The following is a 21,707-nucleotide window of genomic DNA, read 5'->3' as shown; positions in this document are numbered from 1 at the left end:
GGAGGCAGCCGGAATGTCAGTTTCAAGCTTGACCGTTTCGTCCCGCTTAAGCGGACTTCTTGCGGTCGTCGTCCTTGACTTCTTCGTAGTCGGCATCGACGACATTGTCATCGCCGCCGGCTGCGGAGGCATCAGCCGTGCCGGCCTCTGCCTGCTGGGCTTCATAGATCGCCTGGCCCAGCTTCATGGAAACTTCCATGAGGGTTTGGGTCTTTGCCTTGATGTCTTCGGCATCCGGCTCACTTGCTTCGACCGCAGACTTCAGAGCAGCGATCGCATCGGAGATCGCGGTGCGGTCGGCCTCGGAGACCTTATCGCCGTAATCCTTCAGCGACTTTTCCGTGGAATGGATCAGGCTTTCGGCCTGGTTCTTGGCTTCCACGCCTTCGCGACGCTTCTTGTCGGCTTCGGCATTGGCTTCCGCGTCCTTGACCATCTTTTCGATGTCGGCGTCGGAGAGACCACCGGAGGCCTGGATGCGGATCTGCTGTTCCTTGCCGGTGCCCTTGTCCTTGGCCGAAACCTGAACGATGCCGTTGGCGTCGATATCGAAGGTGACTTCGATCTGCGGAACGCCACGCGGTGCCGGCGGCAGGCCAACGAGGTCGAACTGGCCGAGCAGCTTGTTGTCGGCAGCCATTTCGCGCTCACCCTGCGAAACGCGGATGGTGACCGCCTGCTGGTTGTCGTCAGCGGTCGAGAAGGTCTGCGACTTCTTCGTCGGGATCGTCGTGTTACGCTCGATCAGACGGGTAAAGACGCCGCCAAGGGTCTCGATGCCGAGGGACAGCGGGGTTACGTCAAGAAGCAGAACGTCCTTGACGTCGCCCTGCAGAACGCCGGCCTGGATAGCTGCGCCGAGTGCCACGACTTCATCAGGATTGACGCCCTTGTGCGGCTCCTTGCCGAACAACTGCTTGACGACTTCCTGGACCTTCGGCATGCGGCTCATGCCGCCGACGAGAACGACTTCGTCAATCTCGGCAGGCGTCACACCGGCGTCCTTAAGGGCTGCCTTGCACGGAGCGATCGTGCGCTGGACGAGATCGTCGACCAGGCTTTCGAGCTTGGCGCGCGTCAGCTTCAGCGTCAGGTGCTTCGGGCCGGTTGCATCGGCGGTGATGAACGGCAGGTTGATTTCCGTCTGCTGCGCGGACGAAAGTTCGATCTTCGCCTTTTCAGCAGCTTCCTTGAGGCGCTGCAGAGCAAGCTTGTCGCCCTTGAGGTCGATGCCGTTGTCTTTCTTGAACTCGGCAACGAGGTATTCGACGAGACGCATGTCGAAGTCTTCACCGCCGAGGAAGGTATCGCCGTTGGTGGACTTCACTTCGAAGACGCCGTCGCCGATTTCGAGGATCGAGATATCGAACGTACCGCCACCCAAGTCGTAAACGGCGATGGTCTTGCCGTCCTTCTTGTCAAGACCGTAGGCAAGTGCGGCTGCCGTCGGCTCGTTGATGATGCGGAGAACTTCGAGGCCAGCGATCTTGCCGGCATCCTTGGTTGCCTGGCGCTGTGCGTCGTTGAAGTATGCGGGAACGGTGATGACGGCCTTTTCGACCTTTTCGCCGAGATAGGACTCAGCGGTTTCCTTCATCTTCTGAAGGATCATCGCGGAGATCTGTGCCGGAGAATAGGACTTGCCCTGGGCTTCGACCCAGGCGTCGCCGTTGTCACCCTTGACGATGTGGAAGGGGACGAGGCTCTTGTCCTTCTCAACGGTCGGATCCTCGTAGCGGCGGCCAATCAGGCGCTTCACTGCGAAGAGGGTGTTCGTGGGGTTGGTGACTGCCTGGCGCTTGGCCGGCTGACCAACGAGGCGCTCGCCATCGTCAGAAAATGCCACCATGGAAGGGGTCGTACGCGCGCCTTCCGCATTCTCAATGACCTTTGCGTCTTTGCCGTCCATGACTGCGACGCAGGAATTTGTCGTTCCGAGGTCGATACCAATTACTTTTGCCATGTCATTCTCTCCTTGAAGCAAGCTGTCGGAACCCCGAGAAGGCATTTCCCTGACAGCCCCTTACGGGATGGGTCTTTAAGATTAACGCAATCGTGATTGCGGTGATGCGGCGTATATAAGGAGCGGTTTTCGGGACTGCAAGGCGAGAAATAGCCAGAAAACCAGCAAAACAGGCGCCTAGCAATTAATTTCGACAGGCGCAGGAAAATGGCATTTTTCCGGCCAAACGCTTTAGCTACTGCCCCATGATCAAGTCGAGCAAGGTCGTCCGTCTCGGCCTGCCCGTCGGCGACGGTTCAGGCTCGCCGATATCACCCGGCGGCAGCGCGTCGCCGTAGCCAACATCGCCGTCTTGAGCGATGTCGGCGGGAGGCACCGGACCGCCATTAACCGGAGCCATCGGCTGACGTCTTGGTCGCTCGGTCGCCTGTGGATAGCGCTCACGAACATCGGCCCCGCCCCCGAAGACACCGGAGAGGATGCTGCCGATTGTGGTCGGCTCCTCAAGCGGCGGCGCCATGCCAGGCTCGACAGAGGCCATCGGCTGATCGCCGAAACCGGGATTGACTGCGGGATCTGTCATAAACTGCCCATTGCCGAAGAGCGGTGCCGGCGACAGTCCCTTGTGTGCGGCGACCATGAACTCCTGCCATGCCCTGGCCGGCAGGCCGCCGCCCGTCACTTTCTTCATCGGCTTGCCGTCGTCGTTGCCGAACCAGACGCCGGTTGTAAGGTTACTGGTGAAGCCAACAAAGAGCGCGTCGCGCGAATTCTGGGTGGTGCCGGTTTTGCCAGCCGCCTGCCAACCGGAAAGCTTGGCGCTCTTGCCGGTGCCCTGGTTGATGACACCCATCATCATCGTGTTCATGTTGGCAGCAATCGCCTCCGACAGGACGCGGGGCGGATTGTCATAGGTGTTCTCGTAGAGCACCCTGCTGCCGTCGGCCGTCGTCACACGCCGAATCACGTGCGGCGTCGCCTTGTAGCCGCCATTCATGAAGGCGGCATAGGCGCCGGTGAGTTCTGTCAGCGACACTTCCGACGTGCCAAGAGCAATCGAGGCATTCGGCTGCAGTTCCGATTCGATGCCGAGGCGGTGCGCGAGCTTGATGACCTGGTCCGGTCCGTCATACATCACGAGCTGGGCGGCGACGGTGTTCAGCGACTTTGCAAGTGCCGTCGCGAGCGTCACTTCGCCATTGTACTTCTTCTCGTAGTTCTCCGGCGTCCAATCGCCGATCCGGATCGGTGCGTCATTGAATATCGAGAACGGCGTCAGACCCTTTTCCAGCGCCGCAGCGTAGACAAACGGCTTGAAGGAGGAGCCGGGCTGGCGCTTGGCGGTCACGGCGCGGTTGAACTGGCTGTCGGCATAGTCCCTGCCGCCAACGAGCGCACGGATTGCGCCCGTCCCGTCGAGCGAGACCAGTGCGGCCTGCGAGGCGTCGAGCTTGGCACCATCCTTGCTCAATACGTCGTTCAGCGACTGCTCGGCCCGCTTTTCCAGCGTCTTGTCGATCGTCGTGTCGACGACGATGTCTTCCTTGACGTCGCCGATCAGGCCGGGCAGCTGGTCCATCACCATATCCGCGACATAGTGCCCAGCGCCCGACCAGTAGCGCTTCGCCTTGGCCGGCGTCTGCGACATGGCGGTCTTTACTTCATCGTCTGTGATGTAGCCCTGATCGCGCATCGTCTGCAGAACCACCTGCGCGCGGGCATTGGCTGCCTCAGGATCGCGGGCCGGCGACAGACGCGACGGTGCCTTGACGAGACCGGCGAGAAGGGCTGCTTCACCAAGGTTCACGTCACGTGCGGACTTGTTGAAATAACGGCGCGAGGCAGCTTCGACGCCATAGGCGTTCGAGCCGAAAAACACGCGATTGAGATACATCGCAAGGATCTGGTCCTTGGTGTATTTTTGCTCCAGCCAAAGCGCAAGCAGGACTTCCTGCACCTTGCGCTCCAGCGTGCGGTCCGGCGACAGGAATAGGTTCTTTGCAAGCTGCTGCGTCAATGTCGAACCGCCCTGGACCATGTGTCCGGTCGTCAGGTTGGTGACGAAGGCACGTGTAAGGCCAAGGGGATCCACGCCGAAATGCGAGTAGAAGCGACGGTCTTCGATGGCGACGATCGCTTCCGGGATGTAGGGCGACATGTCTTCGAGCGCGAGCGCTTCGCCGCCCGTCGTGCCACGATTGGCGAGGACGCTGCCGTCAACAGCTGTGATCTTGACGTTCGGGGGGCGCTCGGGAATGGCCCAGGTGCTGGCGCTCGGCATGCGCGACCCGTAGTAGACGACGAGGCCGGCGACGCCGATGCCGGCCCAAATACCAAAAACAATGCACCAGTAGACGATACGGCGGATGAAGCCGAAGAAACTTCCGCCTTCACGCTCCCGGCGGTCGCGTTTGCGTCGCTCGGGCTGCCGTGCCCGAGACGATTTTGGAGCCACGCGCTTGCTTGAGCGTCCACGGACCACACGGTCGTCGGCATCGAGCGCGAAATCGTCATCATCGTCACGGTCATCGCGGCCGCTGAAAGTGGGTTCGATCCTGTCGCGTGATTTGCCTCTGCCCGCCATCTAGTACCCGGTACACCCCATCTTCGCTCTGAGCAACGACGCCGCAGAAGCCGTGCCTTGCCAAACGGTTCTCCGCCCGGTTGAACTTTAAATGCGGCGATTTAAGGGGTGGTTAAGAAGTGGTTAGAAGGGCCACCGCTGCCCCAATAATGTCAAATTTGGTTCAGCCCCTGTTCACCCAACCGGCTCTCTAATCCACGTGCAAGGGACTTGCATAACAGAGGTGCAGAGATGCGTATGAGAATGATTGCAGCCGCGATCGCCATTTGTGGGTTTGGCGTTTCCGCGGCTGAAGCGATGCCGATTGTGCCGGTGAACGGCGCTGCGGGCAAGAATACGGTACTTGTCGATTACGCTTGCGGCCGCGGCTATCATCTCACTCGGTGGGGAAATTGCCGACCGAATTGGAACCGCCCGCCACCGCCGCGCTACGGATGGCGCTCTGATCGTCGCTATGGATGGGGCGGCCCGCCGCCACGCTATGGCTGGCGTTATGAGCGGTCCTACGGATGGGATCGTCCGCCGCCATGGGCTCGCGATCGCTACGGCTGGCGCTGATCACGCAGTTCAAACCAGAGCCCGGCGCGCCAATCGGCCGGGCTTTGTTTCATTTACGAAGCCACGCTTTTTTGGCATGGCTGCCATTCGTTGCTACCGTCACAAATCTGACATATAGCATGCCGAATTGCGCCTAGGATTAGTGCAGCACGCGCAATATGTAGGCATTTCATGAGCATCGACATTAGCAACATCGAAGAATTCAAGCTGCGCGAAGTCTGGAGCGTGCATGAGTTTGCGCGCCGCTACCGGCTGACAAAGATGGAAGAAAGCCGCCTGAAGATGCTGCACGGCCCGTTCGCAGAGATGCGCGAGCTGCTCGTCTGTCGGCAGAACTCCGTTTCCCTCTGGTAGCAGGGAACCATCAGCGGCCTAATGAATTAAGTCCGTAGCGAAACACGCCCTATACGTTTCGCTGAAGGTCGGCCGTCTCCCCTCAAACGTGCCGATCGCGATCAGGCCCGGTGTCTCTCCCAGAGCGCCGGGCCTTCCCATGTCGCCGGTGGAAGCCTCCCCCCTCGGCAAGCGAGCAAAAGGGCGGCCGCTGCAGCGGCCTCGTCGAACTCCTGAAAGCCTCGAAACGCAGAAATGCGTTAGCCCTACTTGAAACGCGAGGCCGGCATTCCGACATACGACCAACATATTGCAGCCGGTGGAAAGCTGTGCGCGCAAGCAAGGTTGCCGCTTCCATCGTTTTGATCGCGGCTCTCAAATTAACCATTGGTTGACCTTTCGCGATCACTCTGGCTGCAACATTCGCTTCCTCCTTGACCACGGATGTACTGGCATCGAAATGAAGCGGATGACGAAAGGCCGGCTTGTTCCGGCCTTTTTGTTTTTCAGGCTCTCAAGAGAGCAGGCTTTCCTTACTTGGCCAGCGCTTCCAGGATGCGAATCCAGGAGCGGATGCCCTTGTGATAGGAAGCAAGCTCGTACTTCTCGTTGGGCGAGTGAATGCGGTCGTCGCTGAGGCCGAAGCCGACCAGCAACGATTCCATGCCGAGCATCTTCTGGAAGTCGCCGACGATCGGGATCGATCCGCCCATGCCAATGACGACGGCAGGTTTCGGCCACTCGTCGGAAAGCGCATTCTTGGCCTTCGTCAGCACCGGCGAATCGTAAGAGAGATGGATGGCCGGCGAGCCGCCATGCGGGTGGAATTCGACAGAGCAATCCGCCGGGATTTTCGAACGGACATAACTGCGGAAGCTTTCCCGGACGGCATCGGGGTCCTGCGTCCCGACGAGGCGGAAGGAAACCTTGGCGGAGGCCTTGGCCGCGATCACTGTCTTGAAGCCTTCGCCGGTATAGCCACCCCAGATACCATTGATCTCAGCGGTCGGACGTGCCCACGTCAGTTCGAGGACCGAGCGGCCCTTTTCACCAGAGGGGATCGACAGACCAACCTCGCCCAGGAAGGTCTCCGCGGTCTTGCCGAGAGTTTCCCAGGACGCTTTGACATCGGCCGGGGTTTCCTCGACGCCATCATAGAAGCCTTCAAGGGTGATGCGGCCGGTTTCATCATGCAGGCCGGCAAGCGCAGCCGTCAGGATGTGGATCGGATTTGCGGCTGCACCGCCGAACAAGCCGGAGTGCAGATCGCGGTCGGCGGCCGTTATGACGACCTCCTCCCCGACAAGCCCCCGAAGTGCTGCGGCAATCGCCGGCGTATCGCGATCCCACATGCCGGTGTCACAGACGAGCGCGTAGTCGGCCTTCAATTCCGCGGCGTTAGCCTCAAGGAAAGGCTTCAGCGACGGTGAACCGGATTCTTCCTCGCCTTCGAAAAGAATGGTGATGCGGCAGGGCAAAGCGCCGTTCACTTCCTTGTAGGCACGGCAGGCTTCGACGAAGGTCATCAACTGGCCCTTGTCGTCGGCCGTGCCGCGACCCGTCAGGATCTTCCGACCATTGCCAACATCCTTGATCGACGGCTCGAACGGATCGTTTTCCCAAAGCTCGATGGGATCGACCGGCTGCACGTCGTAGTGGCCGTAGAAAAGGACATGCGGCGCATCGGCGCTCGCAGCGGCATGATGGGCGACAACCATGGGATGGCCGGGTGTGGAACGCACGGAAGCATCGAAACCCAGTGTCTTGAGATAGGAAACCAGCCAGTCGGCTGCCTTGCGGCACTCGGCCTTGAAGGCCGGGTCGGTAGAAATGGATTTGATCCTCAAGAGCTCAAACAGCTTGTCGAGGCTTGACGGCAAATTCTGGTCCGCGCGCGAAAGCACTGGCGTTACGTAGGTCATTTTCGACTCCTTTCGAAATTCGGCGGGACGATAGACCAAAGGTAAATCGCTTTCGAGTTGAAAAAAGATCGGAGGGGAAACGGATCGCCGGGAGACTCACCTGAAGACGAGGGCATGAAATCGCGGATACAATTTACAGTTATTTAGGGAAGGCTAAATAGCATGCCGACAATGTATTCGAGGTGAGATATGTTCTCTGTAGTCACCTGCATTCGCGACAACCATGACTGGCGCCTAATTGTTGCTGCCGTCATCGTTTGCCTGATCGGCAACCTTGCCTCGATGCTGCTCTTGTTCCGCGCCCAGGAATGCGATCCCGGACAGCAACGAAACTGGATCATGGCATCGGCATTTGCCTGTGGCGTCGGCATCTGGGCGACGCACTTCATCTCAATGCTCGCCTATGATGGCGGCTTCACGATCACTTATGGTCTCGGCTTGACAACACTCTCCGTTGTGTTGGCGATATGCGTCTCCTGGCTGGCCATCCTGGTGTCCGCGGAAGGCACGAGCGCGTATTCCTTCGTGCCCGGTGGCATCTTGATGGCGCTCGGGATCGGTTCGATGCACCTGACGGGCATGCGGGCGATCGAAGCCCAGGTTGATATCGTCTACGATCTCTCAGCAACGCTGATCGCGCTGCTGATTGGCGCGACACTCGCGAGCATGGCCTTTCTCTCCTTCAAGAGGCTCAAGGGGGCAAAACGGCTGCTGGTGCCGGCGATCGCCATGGTGCTCGCCATCGCAGCGATGCATTTCATTTCGATGAGCAGCATAACGCTCATTCCCGAACCCGGACGAAGCGCAACCGCAACCGTTCTGGAGCCGAAAGCCCTGGCTGCGATCATCATGGCGGTGTCGACGGCCCTGATCCTCGTCGCTCTCGGCGCCGTATTTCTCGAAAGCCATCTGACCGATCTACGCGGCCTCGCAAACGCCTCGATGGAGGGGCTGCTCGTTCTGCGCGAAGGAAAGATCATCGACGCCAACGAACGCTTCCAGCAAATGTCGGGCTGGCACTTGGCCGAGCTGCTCGGGGCTGATCCGACCTCCGTTCTGATGAGCATGGATGGCAGCACGCCCGCCTCCCGCGAGGAGACGCTGTTGACCAGCAAAGACGACAACGAGATCCCGGTTGAGATCCTGTCCCGTCGCATGGTCTATCGCGGGCGCTACTGCGACGTCTTGGTGATTCGCGATCTCACCGAACGTAAGCGCGCCGAGAAAATGATCGAGCATCTGGCGCAGCACGACGTTTTGACCGGCTTGCCGAACCGCTCGCTGTTCGAGACGCGCATTCGCCACGCTCTTCAATTGGCCCAGCGCAAAGGCACGCAGATTGCCGTCTTCTGTCTGGACCTCGATCGTTTCAAGGCCGTCAACGACATTTTCGGACATGCGGAGGGCGACCGCATCCTCTGCAAGGTTTCGACAATCCTGCAGCGCGTGGCCGATGAGGGCGACACGGTCGCTCGACTTGGGGGCGATGAGTTCGCGATCATCCAGACGGGCAAGCAGCAGCCGGACGCAGCGCGCAAGCTTGCGGGGCTTATTCTTGACGGGCTCGCCGCTGAAATGGATATCGCCCGCGATCCGACCGCCGTCGGCATCAGCGTCGGCATCGCCGTCTATCCTACGGACGGACGCACGGCGGAAGAGCTGAGCGACAACGCCGACACGGCGCTTTACCGTGCCAAGCATGCCGGGCGCGGCAAGGCCTGCTTCTTCGACGCGGAAATGGACGAAACCGTGCGCGCCCGTCGCCAGATCGAGGCGGAGCTGCGCCATGCGATCACGCGCAGCCAGCTCTCCGTTAGCTACCAGCCGATCCTCGACAGCAGGACGGATACCGTCACCGGCTATGAAGCCCTGATGCGGTGGAATCGGCCCGGGCACGGCATGAGTGAACCGGAGGTCTTCATGGGCATCGCCGAGGAAAGCGGTGTGATCGTGCAGCTTGGAGAGTGGGTGATGCGCCAGGCCTGCACCGAAGCGGTGCGGTGGCCGCAGCCGCTGTCCATCGCCGTCAACGTCTCGCCGGTGCAGTTCATGCTCCCGAACCTTTGCGAGCGGGTTGCGGCGATCCTCGAAGAGACCGAGCTGGCCCCGGAGAGGCTGGAACTGGAGATTACCGAAGCTGCCTTCGTGCGCGACCGAAGCAATGTCATCGCAACGTTGATGCGTCTGCATGGACTTGGCGTGCGCATCGTCATGGACGACTTCGGAACGGGCTTCTCGTCGCTTTCGAACCTGCGCGCCTTGCCCTTCGACAAGATCAAGGTGGACCGCAGCTTCACCGGCATTCTCGAGCATGACGCAGCCGCCCGTTCCATCGTGCGCGCCATCATCGGCCTTGGCCACAGCCTGGGAATTCAGGTCGTGACCGAAGGCGTCGAAACGGAACTCCAGCGCCAGATCGTCATCGAAGAAGGCTGTGAGCAGATGCAGGGCCTGCTTCTCGGCAAGCCTGATATCGAACCGAGCGTCAAGCTGGCAGCACGTGAGAGCCTCCTTGCAACCCACGCCGACGAGTTGGATCGGCCGTATGCTCCCGCCACCATAACGGCGGCGGAATAGGCTTAAAGCTTTTTGGCGTTGTCGAGAAGACGACGGATATATTCGAGGGTCAGTTCGCGTTCGAAGCTCTTGAAGCCCCGAAAGAGCGCGAGATCCGCTTCGCGCGCCGCCTCGATCGCGTCGTCTTCCATGCCTTTGGCCTTGTCGGTCAGGAAGATCAGCTGGGCGCGCTTGTCGGACGGATGCGGACGACGATCGATCAGCCCGTCGCGCGCCATGCGTGCAAGCGTGTTTGCCATGGTCGCCTGTTCGATGTCGACGCGAGCCAGCAACTGCTTCTGGGTCAACCCGTCCTCGGCCCAGAGTTCGAGAAGAACCGGGAACTGCCCTGGCGAAAAGCCGAGCCTCGCCGCGCGCTGCTGCAGCGAACGAGCGAAGCCCTTGGCCAGCTGGCTGGCAAGATAGGCTCCCGAGTCCATACGATTAATTCCCATCTTCTCAGTTAGTCGCAAAATACTCGACAAAACGATTCAACAAAACGCCTGCGATGCACGACAAATACTTTCATCGCAGGCTGTCCTTTGAAAGATAGAGCAGAAAAACAAAGCCGCCATAGCCTGGAGGTGTGGCTATGGCGGCTCTAAAATGGGGACAAAGGCCCGGAGAGGGGATAAGGCCTTTGTCCAAGTCCGATGCGGCGGGGGACAAGCCAGCTATCAGACCCTCGACGCGATCAACACGATCAAACGTCGGTAGTAATCATTTGTGATCGGGAATGTGGCTTTTCAAGGGAAAGCCGAGGATTGACTATTACAAATTAGTAACAGTTTGGTGAGGCAGAATCTTTTCTCACTCCTAACTTTATATGGACCTTCCAAGGTGGCCGCGCTATCCATGACGCCATGAAAAAAGGCGATCATCTTTTCCTAGTCGACGGCTCCGGTTTCATCTTTCGAGCCTTTCACGCACTCCCTCCGCTAACGCGCAAATCCGATGGCCTGCCGGTGGGCGCGGTGTCCGGATTCTGCAACATGCTGTGGAAGCTCCTGACCGATGCACGCGACACGTCGGTCGGGGTGACCCCGACGCATCTTGCCGTCGTCTTCGACTATTCGGCAAAGACGTTCCGCAAGGATCTCTACGACGCCTACAAGGCGAACCGCTCGGCGCCGCCCGAGGAACTGATCCCGCAATTCGGGCTCATCCGCCATGCAACGCGGGCTTTCAATCTGCCGTGCATTGAGACGGAGGGTTTCGAGGCCGACGACATCATCGCAACTTATGCGCGTCAGGCCGAGGCGCTCGGCGCCGATGTTACGATCGTGTCCTCGGACAAGGATCTGATGCAGCTGGTGACGCCTGCTGTCCACATGTACGACAGCATGAAGGACAAGCAGATCGGCATTCCCGATGTCATCGAGAAATGGGGCGTGCCGCCCGAGAAGATGATCGATCTTCAGGCGATGACCGGCGACTCGGTCGACAACGTGCCTGGCATCCCCGGAATCGGCCCGAAGACAGCGGCGCAGCTGCTTGCCGAATACGGCGATCTCGACGCGCTCCTGGAACGCGCGACCGAGATCAAGCAGGAGAAGCGCCGGCAGACAATCATCGAGAATGCCGACAAGGCGCGCCTGTCGCGCGAACTGGTGCGGCTGCGCACCGACGTTCCGCTGGAACTCAGCGTCGAAGACCTGACCCTCGAGCCGCAGAATGGACCGAAGCTGATCGGCTTCCTGAAGGCAATGCAGTTCACGTCGCTGACGCGGCGCGTGGCCGATGCTTGCGATTGCGATGCCAGCGCGATCGATGCCGTCGATGTTCCGGTCGAGTGGGGCGCGGCGGCACGCGGCCCCGATCTCGACGTCGCCCAGCACGAGCCAGTTGCCGGTGGCATTCCCGATGTCGCCGGCGAGTCGGTGCCCGTTCCGGCGAAGGCGAACGGCGGGAATGGTCGTGAAGGCACGTTCCTGCCTGGCGATCTTGCCAAGGCGCGCGCCGAGGCGTTTGCCTCCCTGCCCTTCGACCACTCGCGCTATGTCACGATCCGCGATGTCGCGACGCTCGACAAATGGATTGCCGATGCGCGCGAGACGGGACTGATTGGCTTCGACACCGAGACGACGTCGCTCGATGCGATGCAGGCGGAGCTTGTTGGATTCTCTATGGCGATCGCCGACAACGACAAGAACGCCACCGGCACCAGCATCCGCGCCGCCTATGTTCCGATCGGCCACAAAACAGGTGTCGGCGATCTGCTCGGCGGCGGGCTCGCCGACAATCAGATTCCGATGCGCGATGCCCTGCCCCGGCTGAAGGCACTGCTGGAAGACGAGTCGATCCTGAAGGTCGCCCAGAACCTCAAATACGACTACCTGCTGATGAAGCGTTACGGCGTCGAAACGACGAACTTCGACGATACGATGCTGATCTCCTACGTTCTGGATGCCGGAACCGGCGCCCACGGCATGGATCCGCTCTCGGAGAAATTCCTCGGTCATACGCCAATTGCCTATAAGGACGTGGCCGGCAGCGGTAAGTCGAACATTACATTCGATCTCGTCGATATTGATCGCGCCACACATTATGCGGCCGAAGATGCCGACATCACATTGCGACTCTGGCTGGTCCTGAAGCCACGCCTTGCGGCTGAGAAGCTCACGACGGTTTACGAACGCCTCGAGCGACCCTTGCTTCCGGTTCTGGCGCATATGGAAGCACGCGGCATCACCGTTGACCGGCAGATCCTCTCGCGCCTGTCCGGCGATCTCGCACAGGGCGCCGCGGCGCTGGAGGATGAAATTTACAAGCTCGCCGGTGGGCGCTTTACCATCGGCTCGCCAAAGCAGCTGGGCGACATCCTGTTCGGCAAGATGGGACTTGCCGGCGGCACGAAGACGAAGACCGGGCAATGGTCGACATCGGCAAGCGTGCTCGAAGACCTCGCGGCCGCTGGCTTCGAACTGCCGCGCAAGATCGTCGACTGGCGCCAGCTGACCAAGCTGAAATCGACCTACACGGACGCGCTGCCGGGATACATCCATCCTCAGACGAAGCGGGTCCATACCTCGTATTCGCTGGCCTCGACGACGACCGGCCGCCTCTCGTCCTCGGAACCGAACCTGCAGAACATTCCGGTGCGCACGGCGGAAGGCCGCAAGATCCGCACGGCATTCATTTCGACGCCCGGCCACAAGCTGATCTCGGCCGACTACAGCCAGATCGAGCTGCGCGTGCTGGCGCATGTCGCCGAGATCCCGCAGTTGACGCAGGCGTTTGCCGATGGCGTCGACATTCATGCGATGACTGCGTCGGAGATGTTCAGCGTGCCCGTCGAGGGCATGCCGTCCGAGGTGCGGCGTCGCGCGAAGGCGATCAACTTCGGGATCATCTACGGCATTTCCGCCTTCGGTCTCGCCAATCAGCTTTCGATCGAGCGCTCGGAAGCGGGCGACTACATCAAGAAGTATTTCGAGCGTTTCCCCGGCATCCGCGACTACATGGACAGCCGCAAGCAGATGGCGCGCGACAAGGGCTACGTTGAGACGATCTTCGGGCGGCGAATCAACTACCCGGAGATTCGCTCCTCCAACCCGTCGGTTCGTGCGTTCAACGAGCGTGCGGCGATCAACGCCCCGATCCAGGGATCGGCGGCGGACATCATTCGCCGGGCAATGATCAAGATGGAACCGGCCCTTGCCGAGGCGGGGCTTGGAGATCGCGTGCGCATGCTCCTGCAGGTGCATGACGAACTGATCTTCGAGGTCGAGGACGCTGATGTCGAAAAGGCCACACCGATCATCGTTTCAGTCATGGAAAATGCCACCATGCCGGCGCTTGAAATGCGCGTGCCGCTGAAGGTCGATGCACGTTCAGCGACCAACTGGGACGAAGCGCACTAAGCGCTTCGTCGAAAATCCATTAAAATTTTCATCACCTTTCAAATTGTTGATATCAAATATTTTTCTTTAAATTTTTCGTCGAGTGACGGTGTGGATGGAAGGAACTTATTAACCTTCATTTCCTAATTCGAGAGCGGGTATTAGTTGCTAATCATGAGTGAGTAGCGGTCGTATGCGCTTTCCTAGAACCAATCTGACAGGGGCCGAGGAGATTTCCGCGGAAGTCGAAGGTGAACAGCTGCAGGAACACGCCGGCGAGAAGCCTACGGCACCGATCTGGCAGAGCAATTTTTCACTGGCTCCGAATGTGCGGTTTACCCGCACGCCCGAGAATCTGATCAATCCGAAACGCGTGCCGGCGCCACCTCTTGCGCTGCAGGAACGCGTTGCGGCAGAAATCGGCGTGAGCGTGGAGCCGCCGGCGTCTGTCGTCGCCAACGGTCCGCTCGAGGGCTATGAAGCCGAGATCCCGCCTGTGATCGAAGTGCAGCCGACCGCGGCCGTATCGCCGGTGAGTTCGGTCGAGCCTGAAACCCACACCATTGTCCGCGCATCCACTGAACTGGCGTCCATCTCGGACTTCGCGTTCTGGGAAGTCATGGCCTTCGAGGAAGCGGCCGCCGAACCGATCCTGCTGCCCCCGGTTGTTTCCCTGCCAAAGGCCGAGGTCAGCCCAGAATCGATCATCAGCCGGTTCCGTGTCATGGAGTGGCGGCCAGCTCGGCAACAGCCGGCAATTGCCGTTGCTCCCATGCCTGAGCCTGTCGCTCCGCCTCCCGTCGCACCAGCTCCTGGTTTGACGCTCACCCGCGCAACTCAAAGCCCGGCAGAGGCCGAGCAGAGTCGTATGGAAGAAGCGGTCGTCCAGCCGAAAACGCCGCCGATCGCCCCGTTGCCGGTCCGCACGCAGGCACCGCAACCGCTCGCGCCGGCACCGCGCTTTGCCGCGCCGAAGATCGTGCCCTCGAGGGTCGATGCCTCGGGCTACGAATTCCCGTCGCATTCGCTGCTGCAGGAGCCGCCGGAACGTGTTGGCGAGATCATGTCGCAGGAGACGCTGGAGCAGAATGCCGGCCTCCTCGAAAGCGTGCTCGAGGATTTTGGCATCAAGGGCGAGATCATCCATGTCCGCCCCGGCCCCGTCGTCACACTTTACGAGTTCGAACCGGCACCGGGCGTCAAGTCCTCGCGCGTCATCGGCCTGGCCGACGATATCGCCCGCTCGATGTCAGCGCTGTCGGCGCGTGTTGCCGTGGTTCCCGGCCGCAACGTCATCGGCATCGAACTGCCGAACGCGCTGCGCGAAACCGTCTACTTCCGCGAGATGATCGAAAGCCAAGACTTCGAGAAGAGCGGCTACAAGCTGGCGCTCGGCCTCGGCAAGACGATCGGCGGCGAGCCGGTCATCGCGGAGCTCGCGAAGATGCCACATTTGCTCGTCGCCGGCACCACCGGTTCGGGCAAGTCGGTTGCCATCAACACGATGATCCTGTCGCTGCTCTACCGGATGTCGCCGGAACAGTGCCGCCTGATCATGGTTGATCCCAAGATGCTGGAACTTTCCGTCTATGACGGCATTCCGCATCTTTTGACGCCCGTTGTCACCGACCCCAAGAAGGCCGTGATGGCTCTAAAGTGGGCGGTGCGCGAGATGGAGGATCGCTATCGCAAGATGTCGCGCCTCGGCGTGCGCAATATCGACGGCTACAACAACCGCGTGGCGCAGGCGCGCGACAAGGGCGAGATCATCCATGTCATGGTCCAGACCGGCTTCGACAGAAGCACCGGCGCGCCGATCGAAGAACAACAGGAAATGGACCTGACGCCGATGCCATACATCGTCGTCATCGTCGACGAGATGGCCGACCTTATGATGGTCGCCGGCAAGGACATCGAAGGGGCGATCCAGCGCCTCGCGCAAATGGCGCGTGCGGCTGGCATCCACCTGATCATGGCGACGCAGCGCCCTTCGGTCGACGTCATCACCGGGACCATCAAGGCAAACTTCCCGACCCGTATCTCCTTCCAAGTGACGTCGAAGATCGACAGCCGCACCATCCTTGGAGAGCAAGGCGCCGAACAACTGCTCGGCCAGGGCGACATGCTGCACATGCAGGGCGGCGGGCGGATCTCGCGCGTACACGGGCCGTTCGTTTCGGATGCCGAAGTGGAGAAGGTCGTCGCGCACCTGAAGACGCAGGGGCGGCCGGAATATCTCGACACCGTGACGGCCGACGAAGAGGAAGATGCCGAGGAAGAGGATAGCGCCGTCTTCGACAAGGGCGACATGGCCGCCGAGGACGGGAACGACCTCTACGACAAGGCCGTCAAGGTGGTGCTGCGCGACAAGAAGTGTTCGACCTCCTACATCCAGCGCCGTCTCGGCATCGGCTACAACCGTGCGGCTTCGCTCGTCGAGCGCATGGAGAAGGAAGGTCTCGTCGGCCCGGCAAACCATGTCGGCAAGCGCGAGATCGTGGCTGGACGCGGCGAGAGCGAATGATCGCTATATCTGCGGCGACCCGTAGACGGCTGCCGTAGACAACGCCCCTCCACGCGGAGGGGGCTTCGCGACGGAATAGCCTAGCTGGGAAATGGGCGGGCGGTGGTCTTGGTATTTGTGTATTGTCAGGCGCCACAGCCTGCCCGATCGCATCAAAGGGTTTCGAGATCTTCCAGGCCAACAGGAGCGTCTCTTGACCCTTCCGTTCCGGAGGAGCGGAGACCCTGACGGTCTCTGATCCACCTTTTGCAACCATTGCCGAACGCCGGACTTTCGACCAGTTTTGTCAGATCCGCTTCGCGACCAGGCTCCCTGTCCAATGACGCCATCCGTATACGGCGGGCCGTTGATGCGGGATCGGCGTAGAAGAACGGCTCGTTCAATTCGTTGAAAGTCCTCAGGAATTATTTCTCCGCGCACGAAAACGATCGGCGCGGAGACCGTTCAGCCTCAATGGCCGCGAGCCGTAGCGTCTCGGCGACGAAATCGCTCTTGCCGCCGGTGTAGATATCCCAATCGCCGTTGGCCTCGGCGGCAAGGTGACGCTTCAGCGCCTGATACTCGTTTGCTCTTTGCGGGTGAGCGCGCAGATAGTCGCGGAACAGGATGCGGTCGCGGTGGGCCGGATTTTCAGGTGTGCAGAGATAGAGGCGCAAGCCATAGCCGTCATGATCGCGCGTGAAGGGCCAGCGGCCTTCGCCGTAGGGATCGCCATGATCCTGAAAACCGGCGGAGGGAAGCAAGGCGCCGACGGCAGCCAACGCAGCTTCGTCCACGAGCACGGCATCAAGATCGATCTTGGGCTTAGCCGCTAGTCCGGCGACCGCCGTGCTGCCGATATGCTCGATTGCAAGAATGCGATCCGCCGCCAGCGCCAGCAGCTCACACCTTGCGGCGTCGAAGAGAGCGGGCCATGCCGGATCGTAGTCGAGAACCCTGATCGGCCGCATGCCCCCTCCGTGTCAGCCGATCCTAGGCCACTTCCGTGAGGAAGCCGTTCAGCGCATCCACGATCCTGCGCTCGCCTTCTTCCAGCGAGCCGCTGTTGTCGAGGTCGGTCACGTCGTAGTCGCCGCGCACGGTGAGTGAACCGCGAGCAAGACGCGCCATGATGTCTTCGTGCGTCTCGCGGCCGCGCGCTTCCAGACGGCTGGCCAGCACCTCGGCAGTCGCCGTTACATTGATGACCTTGAGCCGCGGGAAGACCGCCTTGAAATGGTGAAGCGCCGAACGGGAGCCATTGGCGATGACCAGATTCCCTTGTGCGAGCGAGACCGACACCTCGGCTGGAATGCCATATTTCAGGCCGTGTGCTTCCCACCAGACGGCAAAGCTTCCGGCCTGTTCCATCGACGCAAAGCCCTGGTCCGACACGGCGAGATGCTGCTCGCCGCCAGCATGGGTGTGGCGGGTGATGACGCGGCGGACGAAATGCACCTCAGGACGGCCCTGGAAGTGCTTGGCGGCCAGCGCCATCAGCGTGTCCTTGCCGGCGCCGCTCGGGCCGACGACCACGACCATGATGCCGCGTTCGGTGCCCGGAACGATGTGCGGTTCGTGCGACGGGTTCATGCGACACGGCGCCCTTCGCGCCAAACAGAGCGGCTAACCGGCACGCCGTGGTCGCGGAACACGCGGACGAGATCGGCGCGCAGGCCGGGAGCGATGCGACCGCGGTCATCGAGGCTGACGGTGCGGGCAGGCGTCGCGGTGACCATGGCGATCGCTTTCGGCAGCGAGATACTCTCGACTTCGTCGGCAATCAGGAAGGGAGCGTAGAGGAGGCTGAGCGGGACGTAATCGGAGGACAGTACATCGAGAACGCCGCGTTCGGCGAGATCGCGGGCAGCAATGTTGCCGGAATGCGACTTGCCGCGCACGATGTTCGGGGCGCCCATCAGCACGCTCATGCCATGCTCGTGCGACGCCTTGGCTGCGTCGAAGCTGGTCGGGAATTCGGCCAGGCGAACGCCATTTTCGATGGCTTCGTCGACATGGGCGAGCGTTGCGTCGTCATGACTGGCGACGGTAATGCCGCGCTCAGCGCAGACCTTGGAAATGGCCACGCGGTGCGGCGTCGAGTTGCGCTCGGATTCCGACACGCGGCGATCGATGAACTCGGCAAACTCGGCATCGGTCAGGCCGCGCTTCTTCTGGTAATAGAAGATGTACTGATCCATCGTCTGGAACTGGCGCTGGCCGGGAGCGTGATCCATCAGCGAGACGAGACGGACATAGGGATCGTTCTCGAAATCGGCGAAATGCTGCAGAACGTTGTCAGCAGAGACCTCGCAGCGCAGGTGTAGCAGGTGTTCGGCACGCAGGCGGCCTTCCTGCTCGGCCTTCTGGATGGCGTCGGCCATCTCGCGCATCTCGCCATGCTCGAAGCCGCCGTCTTCGTCGGCGCCCATACGGAGGCAATCGAAGACCGTGGTGATGCCTGATGTGACGATCTGTGCGTCATGCGCCTGGATCGCCGCCGTCTTGTGCCAGCGCAGGCCCGGGCGCGGCGAATAGTGGCCTTCGAGATGGTCGGTGTGGAGTTCGACGAGACCCGGGATCAAATAGTCGCCTTCGAAATCCTCGCCGACATGGGAGCTGCCTGTCGAGATATCGGCGATCTTGCCGTCGCGGACGAGGACCGATCCTTCGATGATTTCATCCTCGAGGACAATGCGGGCGTTGGAGAAGACGGTTTCTGTGGTCATCGACTATGGTCTCTCAGTTTTTCGCGCCGGCAAGCGGCCACCAGGAATGGGCTGTAAACGGCGCACCACGCGCCTCCTCAACGAAAACGGCAAGGCCGCCAATTGGGAGCGGCCGGCCGGTAAAAGCGGCGAAACGCTCCGCCAGAATGGCCTTCATTATGCCAGCACGCTCCTGCGGCACCTGGCCGGTCAGCGTCATGTGGAACTCGAAGTCATCCATCACATAGGGATAACCCCAGCGCAACAGATTGGCCCTCTGGCTCTCGCTCAGTTTCTCCGGATTACGGCGTGCGATATCGGCATCCGACAACGCGGCGCGAAACGGTTCGAAGGATTTTACCACCGTGGCTGCGAAATCCTGAAGCGGCGGATGCAGAAAGGCGGGTACCAGCGCAAAGAATTTGCCCAGTTGTCCAAGCACCAGCTCGGGAATCTCGAAGGCGGGCGTACGGGCGGCGAAATCCTCGACAACCTGGAGGAGGTCCTTCTCAGTGACGGAGGCGGCCAGATGGAACGGTGCCTTGATCGTCGCGTGGAAGGCATAGCGGCGAGGCTCGGCGGTCAGCTCAAACTGCTCGGCGGCCGGCAGGTTCGGATGATCGGGAGCCAGATAGGTTTCGCCGGTGAAGGCATCGCGGCCGAGCCAGAGCGCGGCCGTGCCGTTCAAAGGGTCATCCTTCGGCGGCGTAAAATAGAGTGCGTAGCGCAAGGCTCGTATCCTGGGAATCGTTCGGAATGCGGATTGCAGTCTTCAGTGATTTGATCGCCGCCGCAAGCTGGCTTCCGGCTAAAAGATTTCCGTGACAGAATGATGATGATCCCGAACGATCCTGCGCTTTTTTGCGCAATTATGTAGGACTTGCCACCAGACTCTCATTCCATGACCAGATAGTCTGAAAGCGTAGCTTTTAGAGGGTGTTACGGATGCAGGTGGTAGAGGAGCTGAAGACGAAGCGGGAAGAGCTGGAGGCCAAGATCGATACCCTTCGCGGCGAGATCGCGGTCCTTGAGCAGCGAGCCGCGTTCGACACCGTGCTGAAGGTTTACGACGAGCGCTATCGTCCCGACGGCGCTGCTCGCATCCGTTCGAGAAAGCCTGCGAAGGTGCCTGCAAGCGCAGTGACACCATTGCTCAAGGATCTCGACAAGCGCGGAGCCCTTCTGCGCATCCTGAGGGATGCAGAGGCTCCGGTTTCGATGGCAGACTGCGCAAAGCAGGTGGCGCTGCAGATCGGCCTGACCGAAGATGATCCGCGGCTCGGCCAGATTGGCAACGTCCTGTCGCGAGACCTCGACAAGCTCGTCAAGGACGGCCGGGCGCGGTATGCGGGCGTCGCCGACGGCCAGCGTCGCCTTTGGGAGTGCGCCGCCTGATCATGCCCTGTCCGGACTGACACCGTGCTCCCAGACGAGATCGGGCGGTTTGTTGCCCTCCCAGTAGCCACACAGATTGCGCGATGTCTTCCTCGACAATGCGAAATGCCCCATGCTCCACATCTGCGTGCCGTTATCGACCCGGCGATTGTCCTCGCGCCAGGCGATTTCCGCCGCATACCAGTCGAAATACTTCACCGAGAAGCGGTGGTGGATGCCGACATAGGCCCGCTGGATGCGGGAGAAGAAGCTTTCGACGTGATTGGTGTTCACGCCGTCCTTGGTCTCGTATTCCCTGCTGTGGTTTACGCGCTTGAGTTCCTGCAGCCCCTGGAGGTCGTCATAGCTGAAGTGCTCGTCGGCATGGATCGTCGACCCCTTGCGGACGTGCTTCCTCGCGAACTCCCACGCCTCGTTGCTGTCCTCGGTTCGAATGACGCGAGTGAGGGTGCGTTCTCACCCGAAGAGCGTCTTCTCGCTTTCCGTCGATGTGGATCTCGCCTTCGAGAACGATGTCTTCGCGCCTGGTGGCGATCGCCTCGCGCATCTTCATCAGGAACACCCAGGCGGTCTTGTACTGGCAACCGAGTTCGCGGGAGAGCTGGAGGGCGCTCTTGCCCTTCACGCTGTTCACGGACAGCCACAGTCCCGTCAGAATGTCGCGAAAGGACATCTTCCGGAAGGCGAAGACTGTCTTCGAGGTGACCGAAAATTCGCGGCGGCACTTCTGGCATTTGAAGCACTGGCGACGGATCGGATAGCAGCGCTCGTGTCCGCAGTTGATGCAGATCGGACGGCCACCAGTCTCCGGCCAGCGGATCAGGCAGAACGTCTTGAAGGCGTCTTCCTCGGTGACGTTGCGGAGGGTCTTAAGCGTGAAGGTCCGGCAGTGTGGCGAAAGGAGGAAGTGCTGGTTGCCCCAATATTTCTACCCTCCGGAGGACCTCCAGGTCATCGGAGCTGAAGGAAATTCCGGATACGGCAGGCACGTTGATATTGTTGGGATCTTCCATGTTCAGAGCCTTCATCAAGGACAATACGAGAACGTTCGCCGATCAGGCGCTGGGTTGTCGCAGCTCTATTCGTATCAATCTGAACAGGGCGCGTTCGTACCATATCGCGTTGTCAGAGTCGATCGGCTTCGGCGAGGGGGCGCGCGAGAACGACCCTGCTGTAATGGCCGTAATGCTTCAACCGTCGGCATGGATTGAAAATGTTCAAGGAATATTTATGTTTGGCGACAAATATCAACCAGAGGTTGCGGTTGTCGATGCCGTTCCGGGTTCGAGATTTTTCAAAATCTCGCTTGCTATCTGTATCACGGAGTAATATATAAATTGCCA

17 protein-coding genes are annotated in these 21,707 nt (G+C 60.5%); 7 read left to right on the top strand and 10 right to left on the bottom strand.

The window, feature by feature from the left end; translation table 11 throughout:
- Window positions 1-46: 46 nt before the first annotated feature.
- Window positions 47-1,963, bottom strand: coding sequence for a molecular chaperone DnaK (gene dnaK, locus FHT71_RS24255; RefSeq protein ID WP_132594080.1), 1,917 nt, complete (start codon window positions 1,961-1,963; stop codon window positions 47-49).
- Between the two features lie 235 nt (window positions 1,964-2,198).
- On the bottom strand, window positions 2,199-4,547 hold the full coding sequence (locus tag FHT71_RS24250; RefSeq protein ID WP_132594078.1) for a transglycosylase domain-containing protein: 2,349 nt from the start codon (window positions 4,545-4,547) through the stop codon (window positions 2,199-2,201).
- Between the two features lie 297 nt (window positions 4,548-4,844).
- On the opposite strand from FHT71_RS24250, the gene FHT71_RS24245 reads away from it, so the two are divergent.
- Both FHT71_RS24245 and FHT71_RS24240 read left to right on the top strand, forming a co-directional pair.
- Complete coding sequence (locus FHT71_RS24245) at window positions 4,845-5,105, top strand: hypothetical protein (protein ID WP_244423788.1); 261 nt, start codon at window positions 4,845-4,847, stop codon at window positions 5,103-5,105.
- Between the two features lie 171 nt (window positions 5,106-5,276).
- Window positions 5,277-5,459 carry a hypothetical protein gene (locus FHT71_RS24240; protein ID WP_007798587.1) on the top strand — a complete coding sequence of 61 codons (183 nt, stop codon included), beginning with the start codon at window positions 5,277-5,279 and terminating at the stop codon, window positions 5,457-5,459.
- A 512-nt stretch (window positions 5,460-5,971) separates the two neighbouring features.
- Here FHT71_RS24240 and FHT71_RS24235 read toward each other — a convergent pair.
- Window positions 5,972-7,360: a M20/M25/M40 family metallo-hydrolase gene (locus FHT71_RS24235; RefSeq protein WP_132594076.1), complete on the bottom strand. Its 1,389-nt coding sequence runs from the start codon at window positions 7,358-7,360 to the stop codon at window positions 5,972-5,974.
- Between the two features lie 189 nt (window positions 7,361-7,549).
- Between FHT71_RS24235 and FHT71_RS24230 the strand changes: the two genes are divergently transcribed.
- On the top strand, window positions 7,550-9,937 hold the full coding sequence (locus FHT71_RS24230; protein WP_183722376.1) for an EAL domain-containing protein: 2,388 nt from the start codon (window positions 7,550-7,552) through the stop codon (window positions 9,935-9,937).
- Window positions 9,938-9,939: 2 nt separating this feature from the next.
- Here FHT71_RS24230 and FHT71_RS24225 read toward each other — a convergent pair whose 3' ends face one another.
- Window positions 9,940-10,356, bottom strand: coding sequence for a MarR family transcriptional regulator (locus FHT71_RS24225; protein ID WP_007798574.1), 417 nt, complete (start codon window positions 10,354-10,356; stop codon window positions 9,940-9,942).
- A gap of 423 nt (window positions 10,357-10,779) precedes the next feature.
- Here FHT71_RS24225 and polA point away from each other — a divergent pair, with 423 nt between their 5' ends.
- Both polA and FHT71_RS24215 read left to right on the top strand, forming a co-directional pair.
- Entirely contained in the window at window positions 10,780-13,779 is a 3,000-nt protein-coding gene (gene polA, locus FHT71_RS24220; RefSeq protein WP_132594072.1) for a DNA polymerase I, read from the top strand.
- Between the two features lie 172 nt (window positions 13,780-13,951).
- Entirely contained in the window at window positions 13,952-16,282 is a 2,331-nt protein-coding gene (locus FHT71_RS24215; protein WP_132594070.1) for a DNA translocase FtsK, read from the top strand.
- Between the two features lie 404 nt (window positions 16,283-16,686).
- On the opposite strand, the gene FHT71_RS24210 is transcribed toward FHT71_RS24215, so the two are convergent.
- From FHT71_RS24210 to FHT71_RS24195, 4 genes are read right to left on the bottom strand one after another with little or no spacing between them, the layout of a single operon-like run.
- A complete protein-coding gene (locus tag FHT71_RS24210; protein WP_132589487.1) occupies window positions 16,687-17,232 on the bottom strand; it encodes a GrpB family protein in 546 nt (181 codons plus the stop codon).
- Window positions 17,233-17,254: 22 nt separating this feature from the next.
- Window positions 17,255-17,854: a phosphonate metabolism protein/1,5-bisphosphokinase (PRPP-forming) PhnN gene (phnN, locus tag FHT71_RS24205; protein ID WP_132589485.1), complete on the bottom strand. Its 600-nt coding sequence runs from the start codon at window positions 17,852-17,854 to the stop codon at window positions 17,255-17,257.
- A complete protein-coding gene (locus FHT71_RS24200) occupies window positions 17,851-18,990 on the bottom strand; it encodes an alpha-D-ribose 1-methylphosphonate 5-triphosphate diphosphatase (RefSeq protein ID WP_132589483.1) in 1,140 nt (379 codons plus the stop codon). The genes phnN and FHT71_RS24200 overlap by 4 nt, the downstream gene beginning before the upstream one ends.
- A gap of 13 nt (window positions 18,991-19,003) precedes the next feature.
- Window positions 19,004-19,699 carry a DUF1045 domain-containing protein gene (locus FHT71_RS24195; protein ID WP_132589481.1) on the bottom strand — a complete coding sequence of 232 codons (696 nt, stop codon included), beginning with the start codon at window positions 19,697-19,699 and terminating at the stop codon, window positions 19,004-19,006.
- A 215-nt stretch (window positions 19,700-19,914) separates the two neighbouring features.
- Here FHT71_RS24195 and FHT71_RS24190 point away from each other — a divergent pair, with 215 nt between their 5' ends.
- Window positions 19,915-20,364: a hypothetical protein gene (locus tag FHT71_RS24190; RefSeq protein WP_132589479.1), complete on the top strand. Its 450-nt coding sequence runs from the start codon at window positions 19,915-19,917 to the stop codon at window positions 20,362-20,364.
- Here the strand turns inward: FHT71_RS24190 and FHT71_RS24185 are convergent, their stop codons facing one another.
- Together FHT71_RS24185 and FHT71_RS24180 are read right to left on the bottom strand one after the other, a co-directional pair.
- Window positions 20,365-20,799, bottom strand: a complete 435-nt coding sequence (locus FHT71_RS24185; protein WP_183722402.1) for a transposase — start codon at window positions 20,797-20,799, stop codon at window positions 20,365-20,367. It lies immediately after the preceding gene.
- Window positions 20,705-21,037, bottom strand: coding sequence for a hypothetical protein (locus FHT71_RS24180; protein ID WP_246718087.1), 333 nt, complete (start codon window positions 21,035-21,037; stop codon window positions 20,705-20,707). Before FHT71_RS24180 ends, FHT71_RS24185 begins: the two co-directional genes overlap by 95 nt.
- 338 nt (window positions 21,038-21,375) lie before the next feature.
- On the opposite strand from FHT71_RS24180, the gene FHT71_RS24175 reads away from it, so the two are divergent.
- Entirely contained in the window at window positions 21,376-21,693 is a 318-nt protein-coding gene (locus FHT71_RS24175) for a hypothetical protein (RefSeq protein ID WP_183722373.1), read from the top strand.
- The last annotated feature ends 14 nt before the right edge of the window (window positions 21,694-21,707 follow it).

It is taken from the genome of Rhizobium sp. BK060 (assembly GCF_014193145.1).
GTDB lineage: Bacteria > Pseudomonadota > Alphaproteobacteria > Rhizobiales > Rhizobiaceae > Rhizobium.
This window is presented reverse-complemented; position numbering and strand designations above follow the sequence as displayed.